Annotated in this window: 22 protein-coding genes and 1 pseudogene; 7 read left to right on the forward strand and 16 right to left on the reverse strand. The window is 36.6% G+C overall.

Features of this window, described 5'->3' with window-relative positions; all coding sequences use genetic code 11:
- Nucleotides 1-2: 2 nt before the first annotated feature.
- Both MHH37_RS18490 and MHH37_RS18495 read right to left on the reverse strand, forming a co-directional pair.
- Complete coding sequence (locus MHH37_RS18490; RefSeq protein WP_342574174.1) at nucleotides 3-632, reverse strand: bifunctional 2-keto-4-hydroxyglutarate aldolase/2-keto-3-deoxy-6-phosphogluconate aldolase; 630 nt, start codon at nucleotides 630-632, stop codon at nucleotides 3-5.
- A 23-nt stretch (nucleotides 633-655) separates the two neighbouring features.
- On the reverse strand, nucleotides 656-1612 hold the full coding sequence (locus MHH37_RS18495; protein WP_065217604.1) for a sugar kinase: 957 nt from the start codon (nucleotides 1610-1612) through the stop codon (nucleotides 656-658).
- Between the two features lie 405 nt (nucleotides 1613-2017).
- Between MHH37_RS18495 and MHH37_RS18500 the strand changes: the two genes are divergently transcribed.
- Nucleotides 2018-2902 (forward strand): patatin-like phospholipase family protein, encoded by an 885-nt coding sequence (locus tag MHH37_RS18500; protein WP_087617454.1) that lies wholly within the window; start codon nucleotides 2018-2020, stop codon nucleotides 2900-2902.
- Nucleotides 2903-2934: 32 nt separating this feature from the next.
- Here MHH37_RS18500 and MHH37_RS18505 read toward each other — a convergent pair whose 3' ends face one another.
- A complete protein-coding gene (locus MHH37_RS18505) occupies nucleotides 2935-4503 on the reverse strand; it encodes an alkaline phosphatase family protein (RefSeq protein WP_342574176.1) in 1569 nt (522 codons plus the stop codon).
- A 157-nt stretch (nucleotides 4504-4660) separates the two neighbouring features.
- Between MHH37_RS18505 and MHH37_RS18510 the strand changes: the two genes are divergently transcribed.
- On the forward strand, nucleotides 4661-5842 hold the full coding sequence (locus MHH37_RS18510; protein WP_342574177.1) for an MFS transporter: 1182 nt from the start codon (nucleotides 4661-4663) through the stop codon (nucleotides 5840-5842).
- Between the two features lie 43 nt (nucleotides 5843-5885).
- On the opposite strand, the pseudogene MHH37_RS18515 reads toward MHH37_RS18510, so the two are convergent.
- From MHH37_RS18515 to nadX, 5 genes and pseudogenes are all read right to left on the reverse strand, one after another.
- A pseudogene (locus MHH37_RS18515) lies at nucleotides 5886-6083 on the reverse strand (anion permease); the annotation flags it as partial.
- 327 nt (nucleotides 6084-6410) lie between these two features.
- Entirely contained in the window at nucleotides 6411-7409 is a 999-nt protein-coding gene (locus MHH37_RS18520; protein ID WP_342574178.1) for a hypothetical protein, read from the reverse strand.
- On the reverse strand, nucleotides 7396-7743 hold the full coding sequence (locus MHH37_RS18525; RefSeq protein ID WP_087617458.1) for a PadR family transcriptional regulator: 348 nt from the start codon (nucleotides 7741-7743) through the stop codon (nucleotides 7396-7398). Before MHH37_RS18525 ends, MHH37_RS18520 begins: the two co-directional genes overlap by 14 nt.
- A 245-nt stretch (nucleotides 7744-7988) precedes the next feature.
- Nucleotides 7989-8957, reverse strand: coding sequence for a tRNA-dihydrouridine synthase (locus tag MHH37_RS18530; RefSeq protein WP_014822656.1), 969 nt, complete (start codon nucleotides 8955-8957; stop codon nucleotides 7989-7991).
- 145 nt (nucleotides 8958-9102) lie between these two features.
- Nucleotides 9103-9879: an aspartate dehydrogenase gene (nadX, locus tag MHH37_RS18535; RefSeq protein ID WP_342574181.1), complete on the reverse strand. Its 777-nt coding sequence runs from the start codon at nucleotides 9877-9879 to the stop codon at nucleotides 9103-9105.
- A gap of 165 nt (nucleotides 9880-10044) precedes the next feature.
- Here nadX and MHH37_RS18540 point away from each other — a divergent pair, with 165 nt between their 5' ends.
- Nucleotides 10045-10485, forward strand: coding sequence for a YtoQ family protein (locus tag MHH37_RS18540; RefSeq protein ID WP_342574182.1), 441 nt, complete (start codon nucleotides 10045-10047; stop codon nucleotides 10483-10485).
- Between the two features lie 70 nt (nucleotides 10486-10555).
- Here MHH37_RS18540 and MHH37_RS18545 read toward each other — a convergent pair whose 3' ends face one another.
- On the reverse strand, nucleotides 10556-11410 hold the full coding sequence (locus MHH37_RS18545) for a hypothetical protein (protein WP_008405590.1): 855 nt from the start codon (nucleotides 11408-11410) through the stop codon (nucleotides 10556-10558).
- A gap of 563 nt (nucleotides 11411-11973) precedes the next feature.
- Between MHH37_RS18545 and hpaB the strand changes: the two genes are divergently transcribed.
- On the forward strand, nucleotides 11974-13416 hold the full coding sequence (gene hpaB / locus MHH37_RS18550) for a 4-hydroxyphenylacetate 3-monooxygenase, oxygenase component (protein WP_342574183.1): 1443 nt from the start codon (nucleotides 11974-11976) through the stop codon (nucleotides 13414-13416).
- A 398-nt stretch (nucleotides 13417-13814) separates the two neighbouring features.
- Here hpaB and MHH37_RS18555 read toward each other — a convergent pair whose 3' ends face one another.
- On the reverse strand, nucleotides 13815-14024 hold the full coding sequence (locus MHH37_RS18555; protein ID WP_008405583.1) for a hypothetical protein: 210 nt from the start codon (nucleotides 14022-14024) through the stop codon (nucleotides 13815-13817).
- A gap of 15 nt (nucleotides 14025-14039) precedes the next feature.
- On the reverse strand, nucleotides 14040-14216 hold the full coding sequence (locus MHH37_RS18560; RefSeq protein WP_008405580.1) for a DUF2642 domain-containing protein: 177 nt from the start codon (nucleotides 14214-14216) through the stop codon (nucleotides 14040-14042).
- 156 nt (nucleotides 14217-14372) lie between these two features.
- Between MHH37_RS18560 and MHH37_RS18565 the strand changes: the two genes are divergently transcribed.
- The 3 genes from MHH37_RS18565 (at nucleotide 14373) to splB (ending at nucleotide 18544) form a co-directional block, all read left to right on the forward strand.
- A complete protein-coding gene (locus tag MHH37_RS18565; RefSeq protein WP_065217613.1) occupies nucleotides 14373-15071 on the forward strand; it encodes a glycosyltransferase family A protein in 699 nt (232 codons plus the stop codon).
- Entirely contained in the window at nucleotides 15064-17262 is a 2199-nt protein-coding gene (locus MHH37_RS18570; RefSeq protein WP_342574184.1) for a polysaccharide pyruvyl transferase family protein, read from the forward strand. The genes MHH37_RS18565 and MHH37_RS18570 overlap by 8 nt, the downstream gene beginning before the upstream one ends.
- Before the next feature lie 253 nt (nucleotides 17263-17515).
- Nucleotides 17516-18544 carry a spore photoproduct lyase gene (splB, locus tag MHH37_RS18575; protein WP_342574185.1) on the forward strand — a complete coding sequence of 343 codons (1029 nt, stop codon included), beginning with the start codon at nucleotides 17516-17518 and terminating at the stop codon, nucleotides 18542-18544.
- A gap of 67 nt (nucleotides 18545-18611) precedes the next feature.
- Here splB and MHH37_RS18580 read toward each other — a convergent pair whose 3' ends face one another.
- The 5 genes from MHH37_RS18580 to MHH37_RS18600 form a co-directional block, all read right to left on the reverse strand.
- A complete protein-coding gene (locus tag MHH37_RS18580) occupies nucleotides 18612-19115 on the reverse strand; it encodes a QueT transporter family protein (protein ID WP_008405573.1) in 504 nt (167 codons plus the stop codon).
- Nucleotides 19116-19264: 149 nt separating this feature from the next.
- Nucleotides 19265-19987 carry a 3-oxoacyl-ACP reductase gene (locus MHH37_RS18585; protein ID WP_342574187.1) on the reverse strand — a complete coding sequence of 241 codons (723 nt, stop codon included), beginning with the start codon at nucleotides 19985-19987 and terminating at the stop codon, nucleotides 19265-19267.
- Between the two features lie 55 nt (nucleotides 19988-20042).
- Nucleotides 20043-20264: a DUF2829 domain-containing protein gene (locus MHH37_RS18590; protein WP_008405570.1), complete on the reverse strand. Its 222-nt coding sequence runs from the start codon at nucleotides 20262-20264 to the stop codon at nucleotides 20043-20045.
- 105 nt (nucleotides 20265-20369) lie between these two features.
- Entirely contained in the window at nucleotides 20370-20513 is a 144-nt protein-coding gene (locus MHH37_RS18595) for a hypothetical protein (protein ID WP_014822645.1), read from the reverse strand.
- A 715-nt stretch (nucleotides 20514-21228) separates the two neighbouring features.
- Entirely contained in the window at nucleotides 21229-22080 is an 852-nt protein-coding gene (locus tag MHH37_RS18600; protein ID WP_342574188.1) for a DegV family protein, read from the reverse strand.
- Nucleotides 22081-22218: the final 138 nt, after the last annotated feature.

The following is a 22218-nucleotide window of genomic DNA, read 5'->3' on the forward strand; positions in this document are numbered from 1 at the left end:
TTTTACACCTCTCCTTGTTTTGCTGCTTCTACATATTTTCTGCTCGCTTCTACTACTGCTGCATGTCCGCCTGTTGCATAAGCTTTATTTAAATCACTGCCAATCCCTACTGCGATTGCTCCCGCATCAAGCCATTCACCGATATTGTCAGTATTTATGCCACCAGTCGGCATAATCTGTACATGCGGTAATGGACCTTTAACAGACTTAATGAACGATGGCTTAAAGTTATTTGCAGGGAATAATTTAATCACATCACAGCCATACTCAAGTGCCGATACCATTTCCTGAATCGTCATACAACCAGGGAAATACGGAATAGCGTAGCGATTGCATACTTTTGCTACTTCTTTGCTGAACTGTGGACCTACAACAAACTTTGCTCCATTCAAAATTGCATGACGAGCTGTTTCCGCATCAAGCACCGTCCCAGCACCTACTACTGCATCAGAATTGCGGAATGTTTCCAGTACTTGCTGCGTATTTGGCGTTGTATAAGTGAGCTCGATTAAATGAATGCCCCCTTCAATCGCTGCATTAGAAAGAGCGATTGCTTCTTCTGCTGAACTTCCTCGAATCACTGCTACTACTTTCGAACTTGTAATCGCTGCTAATGTTTCAGCCTTTACCATATGTTCATCTCCCTTTTATATGATTAACGTTCAATTGCTTTTTTATTGTTCATAAAGTCGAGCACTTCCTGTAGTTCCGGCAGTCCTTCATTATCACCTTTTACAGTCGTTACTAGCGCACCCACCGCATTCGCAAACGTAAGACTTTCTATTGGTGAATAATTGTGAAGAGCTGCATATATATAGCCTGCATCAAACCCGTCTCCGGCACCTACTGTATCAATTGGTGTGATCTTGAAAGCTTCCTTTTCATGCCACATATTTTCTGAATAAAGCTTTGCACCATTGGCTCCGTCTTTAATAACAAGTTGTCCGATTCCGTGCTGCTTTGCGAAAGCTTCCAGTGCTGGTTTGCTTACATCATGTTGAATAAGCTCCACTTCCTCCATCCCTGCCAGCAGAATGTCTACATAAGGGAAAATTTGCTCATATGCTTTACGAGCGTCTTCAATCGTCCATAGTTTTAGTCGAATATTCGGATCGAATGAAATTTTTATATTTTTTTCTTTCGCTTTTTTTAATACAGCTAGTACAATTTGCAGATTCTTTGGTGCGATTGCCAAAAATACACCTGTTAAATGGACAATCGACACGCCATTCAACAATTCGTCCGTAATATGCTCCGGCTCGATTGTTAATACCGGAGATTGATGACGGTAGTAAAACGTTTTTCCGGAACCGTCTTCGCGGATTTCTTTAAAATTCAGAGATGTCGGATACCCATCAACGAACTCAACTTCCGATACATCAATGCCTTCTCCGCGAGCAAACTTGTAAATGCCTTTACCGAATTCATCATTACCTAGGCGACTCATCCATTTCGACTGCAATCCAAGTCGGGCACAACCAATAGCAAAGTTTAGCTCTGCCCCACCCGCTTTCTTAGCAAAGCTTTGCACATAACGAAGCGGACCTGTTTCGGATGGGTTAAACGTAACTAATGCATCTCCTAATGTAAAAACAGTTGGATTTGTAGTCAAAATTATTCCTCCTTGAGAAAACTTTTAAGCTGAATATTTTACTAAACCGGTTTAGTAATTTGAATTATTCAAATCTTACATTGAAAGTGCTTTCATTTCAATAGTAAAATTTAGAATATTTTAAATGTAAAGTGTTTTTTGATAGTACTGAATGCTGTTATATAAGGACTCAATACGCTTTTTCAGGTCATAAATTTCTTTTTAATTTTTTTTGGTGATTAAACTTTTGGGTTAGTAATTCTTAATATCCAATTTTGTTTAATATTAATAAGCCCATTTTATTTTTAATATCATATACTGTTATGACATCAAATTTAAAAAATCATTATAAAAATACCAAAGCTACTAACTTCTAGCCGGAAATGTATTGAACGGTCTAAATGAATATAAGGAAGGAGAGAACGAATGATTGTAGACGGGGTTTTTTCAGGCGGCGGTATTAAAGGCTTTGCATATGTAGGTGCCATTCGGGCGCTCGAAGAAAAGGGCGTCAAGTTCGAACGTGTAGCCGGTACAAGTGCCGGAGCCATATTGGCAACTTTTATCGCTGCGGGATTTAATACAAAGGAACTTGAAGAAATTTTTGATGAACTAAATTTAAAGGTTTTACTCGATCCCCCGAAATTCATAATCGAGTTACCGTTTTTAAAATGGCTTAATTTATATAAAAGAATGGGTTTGTATCGTGGTAAATCCTTGGAAAACTGGTTTCTCGAAAAACTTGCGACAAAAGGCATCTACACATTCGGAGATTTACCAAAGGGCATTTTAAAACTAGTAGCCTCCGATTTAACAAACGGCAAGATTCTTGTTCTCCCGGATGATTTGCATCACTATAATATAGATCCCAAAAGTTTTCCGGTCTCCCGCGCTTTACGCATGAGTTGCGGTCTTCCATTCTTCTTTGAGCCTGTCTATTTAAAAAATGGGAGAAGGGAGTCTGTTATTGTAGATGGTGGTGTTTTAAGTAATTTCCCAATGTGGATTTATGATAATGGAAATAGAGAACGGCCCGTTCTTGGAATGAAGCTTAGCAGTTCAAGCGAGGATAAGAAGCCTCATGATATTAATAATGGAATTCAACTATTTGAAGCGTTATTTAGTACGATGCAAAATGCTCATGATAATCGGTATATTTCTCGAAGACACGAGAAGAATATTATCTTTATTCCGGTTGAAGAATATAGTGCAACCCAATTTGATTTAGATGAAGCGACAAAAAATAAATTAATGGGCATCGGAAAAGAGCGGACAATTCAATTTTTAAAAACCTGGTCTCCAGTTTGGTAAATTCCCCAATAAAAAACTGGATGCTTTCATAGTTATGATTCACCCAGTAATTGAAGTATCCACTTTTTCAAATCAACTAGTCGATCAGATTCAGGTAATTCACTTGCCCCAGTCACTATAATCGGAACAATCGAATCTACTTTATGAAGAGATCCATGTGCGCCGCCACCCGCATGGTCATGGCTATGCTTTTCAATAAACTCATAAGATGGTTTAGCATCCACGATAATAACACTCCCTTCCTGTGAATGAAGCGCTCCATGCAGCCTTGCAAGTGCATCTGGATAATCCTGATATACAATACGTTGTTCTTTCGTCATGTTTAAATCCAAAATTGAGGCATCTCCAGCAATTCGCCATGTTTGATTATATTCATCAATAAAGTTACCTTCTCTTGAAAATTCTAACTCTCCGTCACTTTGTGGGCTAACAACATAGTTTGTTTGTCCACTCTTCCATGCGATAAAGCCAATTCGCTCATCCTCTTTTAAAACATTTACAATTTCCGATAGCTCAACTTGGGGGTCAATTACGTAAATGTATGACATACGCTCGTTAACAGCGACGGCAAGTTGAGCATTCGGATTTTTCCTTTCCCAAAAAGTATAATCCTTCAATAACTGATTTAAATCAATTAATGACGTTTCTTTATCATCGGTTACAAACGATTGACCACTATCGCCCAATATAATCCAAGTTACTTCTTGTATAGCCTCTTCCCATGATGGAAAGCGATTTAGAATGTTTTGTACTGCTTGATCCGCTTTCTGTATTCCCTTTAAATCTTCAGGCCCGTGTTTGTGTATAGAAGCATCTGCATCCGGTAAATAGGCAAGTGTAAAGGGCGGTAACATCTTTTGGTCAATCAAGTAATTCAGTTCATTCGCAGTAAATTGATTATTGACACCTAAACGATTCCATACAAATTTATAACGATTATTTTCTGAATTATATTGAGCTAACGTTCCAAGTGAAAAAATTACAGGACCATTAACATCAATATTTTCCGGCAAAAGATCTGCTACCGTAATTAATTTAGGTATATTTAGGCGATGTTGAAAATTTCCACGATATAAAAGACCGTTGATCGAAGCTGAAGAAAGATTCCGATGAGCCAGCTCTTCATGGATTGTTTGCACTTCTTTACTTAAATGGCTGCTATTCAAATGGACAACACTATCAAGAGCAACATTTTTAACTCCATTACTCCAGATTTCGCCGATTCCGCTGCCGTAGCTAATCATTCGATTTTCATCTTCTTTAAACCAGATTAATCCCGGCACTTGATGCTGATCTGGATATGTACCGGTTAGTAACGTACTGTCAATCGTGACTGACATCGTCGGATAAGAGCTAATCATTTCCTGATGCAGCTGTCCGTTGTTCATTAAATATGCTAAAGCTGGTGCATCACCTTCTTCCACCAATTTTTGCAATGGTTCATTCATTAATGAATCTACGGCAATGAGTACTACAGGTTTATTCGGGTTATTCATTTTTTGACCATCCAATTTTTTTAATGGGGAAATTGAAAGCGCTAATAAAAAACTACCACAGATAACAGCAACAAAGATTGCTGCAACTATTAATTTTCGTTTCATCGTGTCACCTTCAAATTAATTATATAAAGAATAGTATGGTTTGAACTTTATGAATGTATGCCGCTAATAACAAATCCTGGCCTGAAATAATTTTTTTTGAAATGGGCAAAGTAATTTATATTGCTATCATATTGCCTTGAAAGGTGGTTTTTCCATCATGAATAATACAAAAGTCAAACTATGGACAAACCAATACTTAATAATTATTTTACTGTCTTTAATAATGTTCGTTTCTTTTTATATGATTACAGCAGGTTTTCCAATTTATGTAGCCACTATTAGTGAGAACCCTGCAATTGCAGGAATTATGACGACAACTTTAATGACTGCATCCCTGATTACACGCTTCTTCGCTAGTATAATTATCCAAAAAATTAATATGAAATTGCTGCTGATTATTTCTTTGCTTTATTTTATAGGAACAATCGCCCTCACTTTCGTCAATGATTCAATCGGATTTTTAATCGTCATTAGAGCTCTTCAAGGGATTGGATTTTGCATGCTTACAAATTTGGTGTTTACTATATCCAGTACTATTGTGCCAAAATCCCGCTTAGGTGAAGGAATTGTTTTCTTTGCAATGTCTACGAGCCTTGGGACAACAATAGGGCCTCTTATTGCTATTTCCTATTTAGCAAATTTTTCATTCCAGTCTATGATGGTACTAACATTAGGTCTTATGGCATTTTCATTTGTGTGCAGTCTTTTTACAAAAAATACGAAAGTTGAAAAGGAACATCCAAAGGAGATAAATAAAGAGCCGTTCTATAAATATATGTTTGATAAACGTGTTCTTCTTCCGTCTATTTTAGTAGCATTCAATTATATGACGATTGCAGGGATTGTGAACTTTATGGGGGCATTTGGGAAAGAAATTAATGTAGGGGCAAGCATATCACAGTTTTTTATTGCTCAAGGAATTACAATGGTAATCATCCGTTCTTTCTCCGGCAAGATTTTCGATAAGTTCGGGCATAGAATTCTCATTATTCCGGCTGCTGTTTCAGGTGCTATCGGGTTGGTTGTATTAGGCTTTTCAACTAACATGATCATGGTTTTACTGTCAGGTGTACTGTTCGGAATTGCTTTTGCTATTCTTCATCCCATTATTCAAGCTTGGGCATTAACACTTGTTCCACCGGAGAAAAAGGCAACAGCCAATTCGATGCTTCTTATATTTATCGATTCCGGTTTAGCTATTGGGTCAGTAGGATTAGGTTTTATAGCAAGTATAGTTGGCTACGGTATAACCTTCAGTTTTTCTGCGGTACTTATGATTCTTATTTTAATCATCTATTTAATTGGAAGTAAGAAAATGACCGTATACAACGATAAATAAAGTATAAAAAAGGTGAAATCGTTTTCGATTTCACCTTTTTAAATTACTTATTCATTACTTTAAACATTTCCGGTACTGAATTCAGATCAATATCCCACATAATTGGAAGAAGGAAATAAATGGACAGTGTGATGAATACTACACCGAATACATTCAATGCAAATCCTGCCTTCATCATGTCAGTTATTTTAATATAACCTGATCCGAAAACTGCCGCATTTGGCGGTGTGGCTACTGGTAGCCATTGCTTTTTTTCTTAACCTAAGTAAAAATGTAAAAGGTAATAGCAATAGTATTTAAAATATTTCGATTTTAGTATACAAATGAATATCAAAAGAATAATATACGAATAACCCCACTATTTAACGTATGCAAATAGCATTTTTATGCATAAAGTATTGTTATATAACACTTTAATGTTATTTTAAAAAAGTAAATATATTTAGTAAAACTGAAAAATTTACTTTCTGTAAGAAAATATTTATTTCTTTCAAATTTAGAAATCCGCATGAAATGTATAAAAAAGAACGGACTCCCTTAATAGGAAATCCGTTCTTTTTTCCAGAAATTAACGTGCATTCGCTCTTTTAAAACCATCATAGACAGATATTACAGCACTTACGATGAAAATGATAATAGCACTGCCAACTACCCATATGCTAAATTGCGTGCTCGTCATCGTAAATAATTCCATCATATAAGTTACAAAATGGTCGTTCATTATATCAGGATTAATTACAATTACTACAAAAACGACAGTTGAGAATAATTGGAGAACCGCATTCCAAATTGCCATTCTTTTTGTCCACTGTTGTTTTAGTAATTTATAAAGTGCAAAGGAAATTTCCAGTCCAATGATTAAAATAACTATCGGCAAAAATTGAAGTAATACATCTTGATTCAGTGCAATCATAACGAACTGTAATCGGTTTCCATCTCCTTCGTATACCCCTATAAGCTGGTTGGCATAGAAATAAAGGGTTGCCCAAATAGCTGTCCACAATAAACTTCCAAAAACTTCAAACTTTGAGATCGCTCTTTTTTTAGGTATATAAGGTATATTTTTTAAATCATCTGCTGTCCATTTTTGCATGCTTGCAGTAAGCGGTTGCTGTTCCTTATCTTTATCAACCCTTTCAATAATTGCAAACGTTAAAGTTGCCCAGAAAAAAACTTGGATTGCAGCATTGATTATCGACCAAATGCTTTCACCAAAAATAGATAACATACTCATTAAAATTGCTTCTTCATCATTATAACTGACAATATATTTAGTAATAACCGTAATTAGAGTAATGATAACGGCAATAGGGACAATCATTTTAAGCAATGAGACATATACATCAAAATAACGAGGACCAATCAGATGCATCGGTTCATCTTTATAGCCATTCGCCAGGACGGCCGGATTGCCTAACTGATTAATAACCTGTTTCGCATCCTCCTCACTATACTGTTCCGGCAACATATCCTCGATCGTTGAACGTAACTCCAATGCAATATCCGTACGCATTTTTTCAGGTAATCTCCGTGTGACTTCTTGAATATATACATCAATGATCCTCATTTTCTTCATCCCCTCTTAATAAAGCATATAGTTCCTTAGAATTATCGATCCATTCCTTTTTTAGTTGCAGAAATATTTCCGTACCATATTTGCTCAGCACATAGTATTTTCGGGGTCTACTTTCAGAAGTATCCCAGCTGCTCGTAACTAGTTCCTGCTTTTCTAGCCGGCGAAGCAACGGATACAGAGTACTTTGATCAATGGAGATACCGGCACCTTCTAATAGCTGAACCAATGAATAGCCATACTGCGGAGTTCTTAACTGACTTAAAACAGCTAAAGTCAATGTCCCTCTCCTAAGCTCTGTCGTTAAGGAATTTAGTAAATTACTCATTTATACACCTCAAATCATTATAATGTATGTTATACACTATTATTCTTATACTATGCATCATACAGTATCGATGTGAAGAAATCCATTATACATTCAGATAAAAAAATAAAACCAATGAATTCTTAATTGAATCCACAGGTTTTAAATAAGCAACCGGAGATAAGTTTGTATCCACTTTATAGCTGTTTACAAAAGCGGTGAAAAATAGGCTTGATTCCATTCATCGGAATCAAGCCTATTCATTATTATTCTTCTTTATTTAACTCAAAGCTATTAAGCAATGAACGTACTTCATCCGTAGATTTTGTATTCATCAACTGGTTTCTCAGTTCACCGGCACCTCGGAAGCCTTTTACATAAATTTTGAAAAAGCGGTGAAGGCCTGACATTGAACGAGGCAGTTCTTCGGCATACTTGTCCTGCAGATCAAGCTGCAGTTTTAGAAGGTCAAGATACTCTTCAGGACTGTGCTCCTTTGGAACCTTTTCAAAAGCAAACGGATTTTTGAAAATACCGCGTCCAATCATTATCCCGTCAATTCCGTACTTTTCTGCAAGTTCTAAACCAACTTGACGGTCCGGAATATCGCCGTTAATTGTTAACAGTGTATTTGGCGCAATTTCATCACGCAACGCTTTAATTTCCGGAATAAGCTCCCAATGTGCATCAACAGCACTCATTTCTTTTCGTGTACGTAAATGAATAGAAAGATTTGCAATATCCTGTTTTAAAATATGTGTGAGCCACTCTTTCCACTCATCTATTTCTTTATAACCTAGTCGTGTTTTCACGCTGACCGGCAGACCACCTGCTTTAGCAGCTTCGATTAGCTCTGCTGCCACATCGGGACGTAAAATCAGACCGCTGCCTTTCCCTCTGCCTGCAACATTCGGTACTGGGCATCCCATATTAATATCAATTCCCTTGAAGCCCAATTCTGCCATACCAATGCTCATCTTGCGGAAATTGTCGGGATTGTCTCCCCATATATGTGCAACAATCGGCTGTTCGTCTTCTGTAAATGTTAAGCGACCACGGACACTTTTAATTCCATCAGGGTGACAGTAACTTTCCGAATTAGTAAACTCGGTAAAAAATACATCTGGTCTTCCTGCTTCAGCCACTACATGCCGAAAAACTAAATCTGTCACATCTTCCATCGGCGCGAGTACAAAAAATGGTTTCGGTAGCTCCTGCCAAAAATTCTCTTTCATATGTTAAGTTCAATTCCTCTCATTACAAACAATCATCTCTTACTTTTAAATTTCCTCTAACAATATTAGCGTAAATAGTGCAGAAAAGTAAAAGCAGATGATTTAAAAAGCTGTCTTTTAATAAATAGATTGATTTTTTGCTTCATTAACCAATTAGCAGTTTCTGTTTTATTTTTTTAAGTGTTCCTAAAATACTCATCGCTGCTAAATAACTCGTTTTAGGATTTGCAGGTAGCGGATTATTCTTAATTGTAAATGTTGCTTCCCCAAAATCCCCTGTCATTTCAACTTGGTGAATGTTTTTATCAATTTTCGGGTCTGCCACTAATGTTACACTCGTTTCGTCAAATCCAATTCCAGCCAACGCAAGCACAATCGATATATTCATATTTTTAGGGTAACGTCTGATCGCTTCTGTCGCACTCCCTTTAAATATCACTTTCTCTTTCTCGATTGTTTCCTCAATTAATGAGCTCGCCGGTTTGCGTGTTGTTAGCGCAACGGATGTAACTGTACCAAGCACATGGGCGTTTTGCAGTAAATCCAATCCTCCAATTGCACCTGATGGCAAGTAAAGTCTTCGGTTGAATTCATTCGCTAAGGTGTTCAGCTCTGCCAACAGTTCCTCATCCACTAATGCACCAATACTAATTAAGACAACATCCTTTTTCCTGATTGCCGCCGGAAGTAATGTATGAACTGCTTCAATATTTGCAGCCTCCACAACAATATCAATTTCTGAATCTAAAAATGCATCTATTTCCGTGTACAGCTTTACTCCATAATTGGATTCAAGTAAATGATGCTTTTCCCTGTCCCTCACAAAAACACTTGTAATACGCAAGTTTTCTTGCCTCTTTTCATTTATTTCTTCCAACAGGAAATGAGCAATTGCACCCGCGCCGATTAAACCGATTTTCATTGTGTACCTCCTTTAAATCATCTTCTATTTTCAATTGTACTCTTCTACAACCATATCATAATTTCAGCAATGCATTCTCCCATCCTTTAACAGAGGGTTTACTTCAAATATATAGATGAATTCGTTAGTATGAATATAAGGCAAGAAATTAGAGGAGGCATTCGTATGGAACTAACAGTTTATTTAGCAGGACAGATACATGATAATTGGCGTGAAGAAATCGCACAAAAGGCGAAGGTAAAAAATCTTCCACTCCAGTTTGTAGCACCACAGACAGACCACGATCGTTCAGACAATATTGGCGAGGAGATTTTAGGCATACAGCCTTCTGCATATTATAAGGACAATGCTGCTTCTGATATTAATAATTTCCGGATACAGGTATTAATGCAGAAAGCAGATATCGTCATTGCATTATTCGGTGAAAAGTATAAACAATGGAATACCGCAATGGATGTAAGTACAGCGATTGCATTGAATAAACCGACAATCATCATCCGTCCCGAGTCATTAATTCACCCTTTAAAAGAGTTATCCAACAAAGCAAATGTGACAGTGGAAACTGTTGATCAGGCAATTGAAGTAATCCGTTATATATTTGATTAAAGTACCAGTTAAAACTAAAAAAGAACGAACTCCCTTTGGAATTCGTTCTTTTTTATAAATATCTATATAATTAAATACGCTTTAAGGCACCATTAGGCTGTGGTAATTCTTGCGCTGTTATTTCATTCATTTTACAGAAATGTGTAAAGAATTGTTGAGCAAGCTCTTTTTCCTGAGGATCTGTTTTCAAGGAAACAATATCACGTAAAATTTGAGCCATCCATACATTATCAAAATAACGATGCTTACCTGTATTCCACGTCATTTTATGAGTGAACTTCTCGTTTACATAATAGTTCCAGAACAGCATTTGCTCAGCTTCCTGTTCTGTCAGTTGAATTCTGTACTTTGAATGTGCCGGAATATATCCATCTTCACTCAATTTCCCGATAAAATTCTCTTCTACCATATACACACCTAAAATGCGTCGTTCCTTTTCAGGCGAGTTTTCATCCACTGCCGTTAACAACACAGCACTGTTCAGGTGCAGACGAATTGGTTTTACAGGCTTCCCTTTATTTACACCGCTCTTCGTTAATCCCGAAAAAACCTTCCAATCTGAAAAAGCTGTTTGCTGTTCTTCAGTGTCACACCAGAAAACCAATTGTGATTCTGGATGAAGTTTAAAGTTTTTCATATGTTTTTCATGAATTAATCGTTGTTCCTGGTTTTTACGCTGGAGTTTTAATTTCTCTTCTTTTTGCCATTCTTCTTCTCTTCGCTCAAGTTCTTTTTTCTGAATGATTTTTTCTAGCGTTTGCACATCATCTTTATCGTGAAGTACTAAATGCTTTCCAAATACATCAGGGAAAACAAACTTTTTACTTTCCGATGCGAAATGTATTTCAATGCTTGATTCATTCTGTTTAACGATACTACCCATTCCGAAATGCTTATGTGTAACTTTTTTATTGATTAGATTCATTATTTAAATCCTCCTTGTAAAATAAAAACACAGTTACGTTCAATCGTCAGCCAATAATTAACTCTAGTTTAGAGCTTAGACAACTGTTAAAATTTTTGCTCTCGTGAATAAAAAAAGTACATAAATACGTATCCTTAATAATGATTCAAAAAGAACAAAGAATACATAATACGCACCGAAAACAATTGTAAGACTATTATAACATTTTTTTATAGAAATTACAAAAATTTTATTGACATATTATTTTACGTTAGGTTAAAATGAAATTTTGCTCTAAGTCAACTAAAATATTTATCCCTTAAAATTATAGTAGGCATCTGGTTCGGACGTGTAAAAACGCGTTTTAACCGGATGCTTTTTTATTTATTAAATAGATGAATACAGCATTTACTTAACGCTTCCTTTCAAAAATTCACATATTACGAAGCACTTTAAAACCTGTCCTTACATATGTTGCGTATATACAAACATACAAAGTGCTACCTTGTTTTAGTTCAAGCCTACATTTGCATATAAGTAAGTAATTGGCTGGACGATGATCATGAAACTTAAGGAGTGGGTGAATGGGTGCAATTAATGGTGAAAATTATATTAACCGATTAAATGCGTTAAATAATGAAATATGGTTGGACGGTGAAAAGTTGGAAGGGTTGATATCTGAACACCCTGTTTTTAAAGGACTTATTCAGACGAAAGCTTCCCTTTATGATTTACAGCACAATCCTAAAATAAAAGATGAAATGACCTTCGTATCCCCCCTTACCGGAGAACGTGTCGGCCTTTCTTATTTGATGCCCAAAACGAAAGAGGATTTAATAAAAAGGCGAAAAATGATGGAACATTGGGCTAGACATACACATGGCATTTTAGGAAGAAGTCCCGATTACTTGAACTCTGTTCTAATGGGCTTCACCTCCTCTGCTGCAATGCTTGAAGGCCAGGAAAAATGCTACCCGGAAAACCTTCTGGCATTTTTTGAAATCGTAAGGGAAAATGATTTATCGCTTACCCATACGTTTATTACCCCTCAAGTAAATCGTTCTCAAAGTTATATTGAAAACACGAACGAACCTATTTCGGCAAGGGTTATCGCCGAGACTGAAGAAGGCATCATCATAAAAGGCGCACGTCTTTTAGCAACACAAGGCGGATTAACAGATGAAGTATTTGTATTTAATGTTGGTAAGCTTGTATTTGGTGAAGATGAAACTTTTTCCTTTGCCGTCCCCTCGAATACGAAAGGTTTAAGATTTATTTGCAGAGATTCTTTTATCGGCGGAGAGTCTGCATTTGATCATCCTTTAAGCTCAAAATATGAAGAAATGGATTCCATTGTCGTATTTGACAATGTATTAGTACCATGGGAACGTGTCTTTTTTTACAACAATGTCGAGGTTGCCGAAAAATTTATTATGCAAAGTGGCTTTCATCATTTTGCCAAATCTCAAGTTTTAATTAGGCAGATTGTAAAAACAGAATTTATTTTAGGAATTGCCGAACTCCTCATCAATACGATCAAAGTTTATGAATATCAGCATATCCATGAAAAAATGTCGGAAATTATCGTTGGATTGGAAACGATGAAAGCACTATTGGAGAAATCGGAGAATGATGCAGCACTAGATGAATACGGCTATTTACGACCTGCAATTTTACCATTGAAAGTTGCCGGTTATACGTTTTCGAAAATTTATGCCCGCCTCACCGAAATCATTCAGCTCATTGGTGCCAGCGGAATTATTACACTTCCAACTGAAAAGGCATTTCACTCTGCTATAAGAAGCGATTTAGATCAATATCTTCAAGCCGCAACTAAACCCGCTGAAGAACGGGTAAAAATATTCCGGTTAGCTTGGGATTTAACGATGAGTTCATTTGGCACTAGGCAAACTCAATATGAACGTTTCTTCTTTGGCGATCCCGTCCGGTTAGCGAGCGAATTATATTTCAATTATCCTAAAAAAGAATATGTAGAGGCTGTATGTAAATTTATAAACCTAAAATAAGTTAGATAGATGATGATCCTGGTAGGTACATTCATTACTCCTTCTTCAGTCATTAACTAAAACGGTTTTATTGCATAAACTAAATAAGAATGATTATAAAAAGGATGATGAATAAAATGAAGTTACGGAAATGTTGCGGAAATACCCATCCAAACGACAAACATGCAGATTACATTGAAAATGATGAAAGCAGTGACATGAATCGCTGGGAAAACGATGGAGGTAGCACTGCGGGTACTTTAAACCTCGTAACCTGTACGAAAAATTTCATATTCGCTAAAATATCACTTTTTATTAAAAGTGATATTTTAGCGTTGTACAAACCCATTTAGAGTTGTGATCCAAAAATTCAATTACAGTCCGCCCTTTTGGTCAATATTTGATTAATACCCCTCTACTTACAGTGGGACTTGTATATAGCTTATTTGTGATAAAACGATAATTCTTGTTATACTTTCCCTTTCGTAGGTATTAATAGATTCAGTTAAAATTAGAAAGTCCTGTTTAACCGCTTCCAATGTTCCTGTAATCAGGTCTTCTCCTACTGCTACTGTAATTTCCCTTTTTAAAAACATCTCCAGCTGCGTATTCAATAATTTGCGGCTCATTACACCACCTCCTCTTTAATAAGCTACATTTTCAATACTGGTTAATGGAATGTATAGAAAATGCGTGTTCATTCTAAGTGTTATAAAGTCCAAGTCCACTTCTACTAAAATACCGGTTACCTTTGAATATTCCGTTGTAACTGTAAGGTTTGACCCTTTCAAAGAATTAAGAAATGCACGCAGTTGCCCCATATTGCACCCCCCTTTATGTTGGTATGTTAAATGATATGTTTACTGCAGAAACTTCTCTGGGTAAAGATTCAATTTTCCATAATTCCCAATAAAATATAAGCATGTCGCACAGTTGGTATTAAATAAGGTTCATATCATAATTGGGAGGTGATAACTATGAAGGAAAGGAAGGAAGGATTAGTGAGTGTTGTAATTCCATGCTATAATGCAGCGCAATTTATAGAAGATTGCCTAGATGGACTGAAGTGTCAAAAACACGATAAAATTGAAGTAATAATTGTTAATGACGCTTCTACTGACAACACACTAGACGTAGTTGAAAAGTGGCTGGAAAATTCAAATCCCCACTTTCAAACTATTATATGTAATCTTCCTGTGAATACAGGGTTTGCCGGTGCTCTTACTGTCGGCTATTTTATGAGCTCGGGCGAATATATTGCAGTAAATGATGCCGATGATATTTCGCACCCGTTACGTTTAGATAAACAGGTAAACTTTCTCCTGGAAAATCCAGACTATGATTTAATTGGAGCAAACTACAAAGTATTTTATAACGCAGATTCAATAGAAGATGGACAAAAATCTAATTGGTTGCAATACGGAGATTCTATACAAGAATGTTATGCGGCTGGAGGTCATTGTGTCTGTCACGGAACGATTTTATTTCGCGGAAAGGTTTTTGACATGATAGGTGGTCCTACACGAAGGATTAACGGTGCAGAAGATTATGAATTTATCGTAAAATTTCTGAATGCAAAATTAAAGATAGATAATCTTACAGATGTTCTCTATTACTATCGAAATCATGATCAGCAACGCTCCAAGACGTTTTATGGAGGCGAGAAGAGTGACTGAAAAAAGGATTTTGCTTGCCGTTGATGCCTTCTATATCGGCGGAACTGAAACTCATGTATTAAGCCTGGCAAAAGAACTTATTAAAAATAATATCTTTGTGGCAATCGTTGCTAATAAAACAGGTAATTTAGTCAATTCATATGAGGCATTGAATTGTCCCATATATCATATTGAATTTCCAAAATCGATTACTTTGGAAGAAACCTATGAGACGGAATTGATAAAACAAATTGAACTAATTATTGAAACAGAAAAAATATCCCATGTTCATATTCATCAAACTTCATCTGGCTACTTGGCTGGAAAGGCAGCAAAAAACAGAGACATTCCTACAATTATAACAATACATGGGACGTATTATCCAAATCATGAGATAGAGGAACTTCTCAAATTATCAGATGAAGTCATCTGTGTAAGCCCTCCATTATGTGACTATGTAAAAACATTCGGTGTAGAACATCCTTTCTTAGTACCAAATGGAATCAACTTAGAAGACTATCCCATAGATCTCGCTGAAAGAGATATAAGAAATGAATTGAAAATACCGGAAGATGCCCCCATTCTTCTGTATGCAAGTAGAATTACATGGGCTAAGGCGCATGTTTGTTCCATTTTTTTAAGAGCTTGCAAGGATTTAAAAGTAGGTGAAATTCCTAACCTTCATGTCATAGTGGTAGGCGATGGAAACAAGTTGGATGAAATTACATCTTTGGCTCGAACAATTGAGGGAATTTGCGGTGAGGCTTTTATCCATATAGTAGGAGAACAAAATAGTATGCACCCCTATTATTCAATTGCAGATTGTGTAGTTGGCACGGGGCGAGTAGCTTTAGAGGCGATGGCTTCGGAAAAGCAAGTGGTTGCAGTAGGGAACCATGGTTATTTCGGTATTGTGGATACTAACAATTTTCAAGAAGCATGGAGTCATTATTTTGGAGATCACGGTTCAAAGGCTGTTTGCAATAGACATCAATTAAGTGATGATCTAAAAAAAATTTTAAGAGATACAGAGCAGCTCAGACATAATGGAATAAAAGCCAGAGAGATTATCGAGGAAATGTTTAACATTCAGACGATTGTAAAAAAGATTTTAAAAATCTACTCTCAACAAACGAAAATAGGGTGGGATGGAATAAAAAATATATTATATATAGGCTGGATCGGCTTTAATAATTTGGGTGATGAACTATTGTGGAATATGTTTAAAGATACATGTGCCAAATATTTAGACATGGGAAAATTCACAATTAAGCCATCACTTCCAGGTACTGATTTAAAAAATCTTGATGAATTTGATATGGTTGTATTAGGTGGAGGCTCCCTCTTCTTGCCCGGCTATCTTCAAATTCTCCAAGACGCCATTCATAGAGGAAAATCAGTACTCATTTGGGGAGCAGGAATAGATTGGATTGAAGAACCAACGTTAGGCTTACTGTTAAATGATCAATTGACTTCCTTAAACCCAAGCTTTACACAAAAAGATGTGGATGTACTAGAAGAGGTTTTAGAACATGCGCTTTTTGTAGGGGTCAGAGGTCCCTTAACTAAAAAGGCCATTGAACTTATGGTGGGCAATGAGATATCTGCAAAAGTAAAAGTGATTGGCGATCCTGCCTTACTATTGCAAAATACACATTTATTGCAAACTCCAGAAAAAGAAAAAATAATCGGTATCAATTGGGGAACAACATTTAATCGTTTATACGGCGCAAATGAAGAATCAGTAGAAGAACAGTTGGTTGAAACGGCGAAGAGATTAATTAACAAAGGATATAAAATATTGATTTACACAGTGTGGACTGACGATATCCTACATTGCGAAAGACTTTACAATAAAATTAATGATCCGGACAATGTAGTACTAGACAAAAACCTTTATACCGAACAGCAATTGATCACTCAATTATCAAGGTGTAAAGCAACGATTAACTTCAAGCTATATGCCAACATTCTATCTCTGATAGCAAATGTCCCCTCTATCCCATTAGGCTATCGGTTTAAAGTTTTTGATTTCGCTGCATTATTAGGGTTACCGCACTTAGTCGTTTCTACAAGTTCTCAACAATTAACAGATGACCTGTTAGAACGCATCATAATGATTGAAAAAAACGAATTAGAGCCAGTAAAACAATATAACACAATCCAACAAAAATATATTTCTCTTTTGGAATCACCCTTCACAAAAAAATAATATGAACTTTTCAATTCATTTAAATTCCATTTAAATAAGACTCCTACCTCCAACAAATCTAACACATGTCGCAAAATGGTTAGTTTATGTTTGTTACCCATTTTAAGGGGTCTTATTTTTTTATAAAATCTAAGTGGACGAACATATGCAAATGTCTTCCCGTTGCTATCTGCTGCAATTATTCCCACCTCATAAAATCCCTGTTCTTAAGACAAACTAAACCAAAATAAAGAGAAGGTGTTGTGCAAAAAACATGAATAAACCTTTCATCCCTCAGCTTGTTTATTTTGAACCGAAAGCATTGGACTATCCGCTTGGCAAAGAACTAAAAGAAAAGTTTGAAGCGTTAGGCATTGAGATACGGTATACAACTTCCCATAATCAAATACGGGACTTTCCCGGAGAAAATGATTTGCAAAAGTATCGAATTGCAAAATCCACTCTTGTCGTTGGTATTCGCAAAACGTTGAAGTTTGATACGTCCAAGCCTTCCGCAGAATATGCTATTCCGCTTGCTACAGGTTGTATGGGGCACTGCCATTATTGCTATTTACAGACAACAATGGGAAGCAAACCGTATATTCGCACATATGTGAATGTCGAGGAAATATTTGAAGCGGCTGACCGGTATATTGAAGAACGTGCACCTGAAATTACAAGGTTTGAAGCAGCCTGTACTTCCGATATTGTAGGTTTAGATCACTTAACCCATTCATTAAAGAAGGCGATAGAGCATTTTGGTCAAACCGAGCTGGGCAGGTTAAGGTTTGTCACAAAGTTTCATCATGTTGATCATTTACTCGATGCTAAACATAATGGTCATACGAGGTTTCGTTTTAGTATTAACGCGGATTATGTTATTAGAAATTTTGAACCAGGTACATCCTCGCTTGCCCAGCGTATTGAGGCAGCCGGGAAAGTAGCGAGAGCGGGCTATCCGCTTGGGTTTATCGTAGCACCGATTTATCTTCATGACGGTTGGCAGGATGGTTACTATCATATGTTTGAACGACTTGACGCCGAACTCCCCCAAGACGTTCGGGAAGATATTACATTCGAATTTATTCAGCACCGTTTTACAAAGGCTGCTAAAAATGTGATTAATAAAAACTACCCGAAGACGAAGCTAAAGCTGGACGAATCAGCAAGACGAGTGAAGTGGGGAAAATACGGAATCAGTAAGTATATTTACCAAAAGGACGAAGAAGATGAAATGAAAGAAACACTCTACAGCTACATGGGAAAATTTTTTCCAAATGCAAAGCTGGAATATTTCACTTAATGCAAAAATAAAAGCAGACATTCATTTTTGAACTGTCTGCTTCTTATATTTAACGGTTTTTTAATTATTATTTAGTAAAATCAATTTTCTTTTGCAATAAATAAATTGTGACGCCGCCTACTAGCATTGAAAAGGCTTCCCCCACTGCTACCATTCCGTACGTTGGCCAAAATGGCATATCAAAAACGACCATCAGCTGTGCTGCCACTGTAAACATGGATGCTGTAAAAATAACTCCGGTTACAATAATTTTCAACACTAAGTTTTTCATATTTTTTGTAACGATACGGCAAATTACTAACACAATCAGTGTAGCGATCCCGCCTACCGGTACATCAACCCACCACATCGGCGAAAAGAAGTTTGCAATGACCACACCTAATGTTACTGCTACTATGTAACGTTTATGGAACAGAACTAAATAGTTAAACATCTCCGACAGCCTTAATTGTACGGCTCCGAAACTTATGACAGCCAAAACAAGCGTCACTGCTACATAAAGAGAAGCAACGATCGCAACTTTAGCTGTTTCATGCACGTTGACACGTGATGATGAAACAGAATTTTCCATTATTTAATTTCCTCCTTTATAAAATAGCTAGTTGCTATTTTACTGATAACTATGACCAAAGGAGCATGGGTGCTAGTACCCTGCCAAAGTGCCATAGTATGATTTTGCACCAATTCATTATGGAGTAAATATTAAATAATGGCAATACTTTATTTGTTCATCCATCCACCATCGACCGGTAATATTGTTGCATGCATATAATCGCTTGCTTCACTCGCTAAAAATAACGTAACATTTGCAACTTCTTCCGGCTTTGCCCATCGACCAGCCGGTGTTTGCTCTGCAACTAATTTCGCCATTTCTCCTGACCCTTCAAAATCGGCCGCATTCATTGGTGTTTCAATCGCTCCCGGTGCAATTCCATTCACACGTATACCTTCCTTACAATAATCATAGGAAAGCTGCTTTGTATAACCGATTACAGCATGTTTGGATGCCGTATATGCCGCTCCCCCGCCACCAGCAACCATTCCTGCGATGGACGCCATATTTACGATAATACCGCGCTTTTGTTTGAGCATTTTCTTTAATACTGCGTTCGTTACAAAGAACATCCCTTTTACATTCACGTTAAAGATTTTGTCCCATAGTGCTTCTTCTGTCTCCAGTGACGGAGCATAACCATCAAGTACGCCGGCTGTATTGCATAAAATATCAATAGACTTTAATTGTCCAATCGTTTCTTCAATAAATTGGTTATCCGCTACACTTCCTACATAGTGATGATACTTATCGTCTGTTATAGCTGCTTTCTGAATATCGATACCAACAACAGTGGCCCCTTCTATTAAAAAGGCAGCTGCCTGTGCACGACCAATCCCGGATGCGGTCCCTGTTATGACGACCACTTTATTTTCAAATCGGTTTCCCACTGTATTCCCTCCAAAAAAAGAACTGACTTGTATAAAACAAGCCAGCGTAAATTTCTTATAGAACAATTTCCCAATCATCCGCTAAAATATCACAAACTGTCGGTGTAAACATTGTATATCCTTCACCAGTTACATTAATAACAAAGTACGGGTTCATGTCTAAGTCATCCAATGTAGTCGCCGGCACATATTTTACATATAGTTCAGCACCGCCCCAGCCTTTACGGATTATTTTTTCTCCATTTTTTAAACGTGGCAAAATTTCTTCAAATGTCATATTCATCTTCCTTTATGTATTCATATTTCTTATACATATTATAACAATAAGTTACGAAAATCACATGCACCGGGTATCAAAATGATATTCCGGTGCACCACATCCTTATGTTCCTCTATGCTTTGTCACTTCTTGCGGCGGGTTATTATGAATTACTTGATTAAACTCTTTTGAATACTCCTCACGGCGGTTCGTGTCCTTTTTTTCCTTTTTGTTCTTAGTGAAGCTTGTTTTACTTTTTTTCGCCAACTTATTTCACCTCCGAAAACGAATTGGATTCTTATCTATTTTGCGTAAAATTAATGAATGTATGCTGTAATCAAATAAACACCAATTTATTTATATGAAGACAATTTTTAGCGCTTTGTATCCAGATAATTTTACGGGAAAATATTAAAACTTTTTTGTATAAAAAAAAATATTTGACCTATACTATTAAAGATTTCACTTCAAATCTAAGTGACTGGAGGGTTAACCCGATGAGTGCGAAAGATCAATCTCAAAAGGACCAACAAGAACTGAATAAGCTTACACAGAGTATTTTTGGAGTAATCTAAAATTAATCTGAAAGCGAGGCAGTGTGTCATGGAGGATCATAAGTGGTAATCAAAAAAAGAACCTGGAATTAAAAATCCAGGTTCTTTCTTATTTTTGCCTAAATGGTGCCCTACGTGGAATCTCCATCGTATTATAAAAAAACTTTTTCGATTAACGTTTAAAAAATAAAATAAGGCCTATACTATTAAAGATTTCACTTCAAATCAAAGTGACTGGAGGGTTAACCCGATGAGTGCGAATGATCAATCTCAAAAGGACCATCAAGAACTGAATATGCTTAAACAGAATATTTTTGGAGCAATCTAAAATTTAATCTGAAAGCGAGGCAGTGTGTCATGGAGGAGCAAAAGTGATAATCAAAAAAGAACCTGGAATTAAAACTCCAGGTTCTTTCTTATTTTGTTCACTAACGTTCTATCCCCGCAATACCAAATCCCCCTGGACCTGCATGAGTAGAAATCATCGCTCCGGCCTGCATCCATCTTACATTCACAAAGCCGTTTTCCTTCGAGACTTCTTCCAAACGTTCTTTAATACGTTCATCAAGTCCTATCGAGTAAATTAAATATAACTGTTTACGATCTATATCGTATTCATTGAAATAATCGTTCATAAGCTTTTCTGCCACACTATCCATTTTGCCACGGTATTTTCTAGTTGAAACAAGTTTCCCCTCTTTTAACTCGATGCAAGGCTTTATTTTAAGCAATGCGCCACCGATATATGCGAGATTACTCACCCGTCCCCCGGCTTTTAAAAAGTCTAAACTTCCTGGCAAGAAAGCCAGTCTTGTTTTAGGAACGATTGAATTGATTTTTTCAATTAAGTACTGATGGCTAATCTCAGGTTCTTCTTCAAGCAAATTTGCTGCATACATCACCACTGCACCTAATCCACCCGTTACATTTAACGTATCAATAAGATAAAGATCGTCAAAATCTTCTGCCGCAATTACCGCACTTTGAAAGGAAGCAGATGCTTTTGACGTATAGCCAATGTGAATAATAATGCTTTCAGGAAACTTTAATCGAATATTTGTAAACAAATCTTGATATTCATGGACATTCGTCGCAGCTGTAGACGGTATTGTTTTCGTTCGATCATAAAAATCAAAAACTTCTTCTACAGACAGCTCACCATCCAAATAATCTTTCCCATCCATAATAACGTGCATCGGTACTACTTGAATTTGATGTTTTTCAACTAGGTCCTTCGGTAAATCCGCGCCACTCTCAGTCGATAAAATAATTCTCTTCATTGTACCTTCCTTTCAAAAAGCGCAGTCACTGCTGCAATCTTTTTTGCGTATTCACCTTAAATATACACTAAAAAGGAAGTGCGGGAAGCACAACTTTTAGAATGAGTGTTGTATAAATGACATATAGTAAAAACGAAG

This window comes from Solibacillus sp. FSL K6-1781 (genome assembly GCF_038630735.1).
Lineage (GTDB): Bacteria > Bacillota > Bacilli > Bacillales_A > Planococcaceae > Solibacillus > Solibacillus silvestris.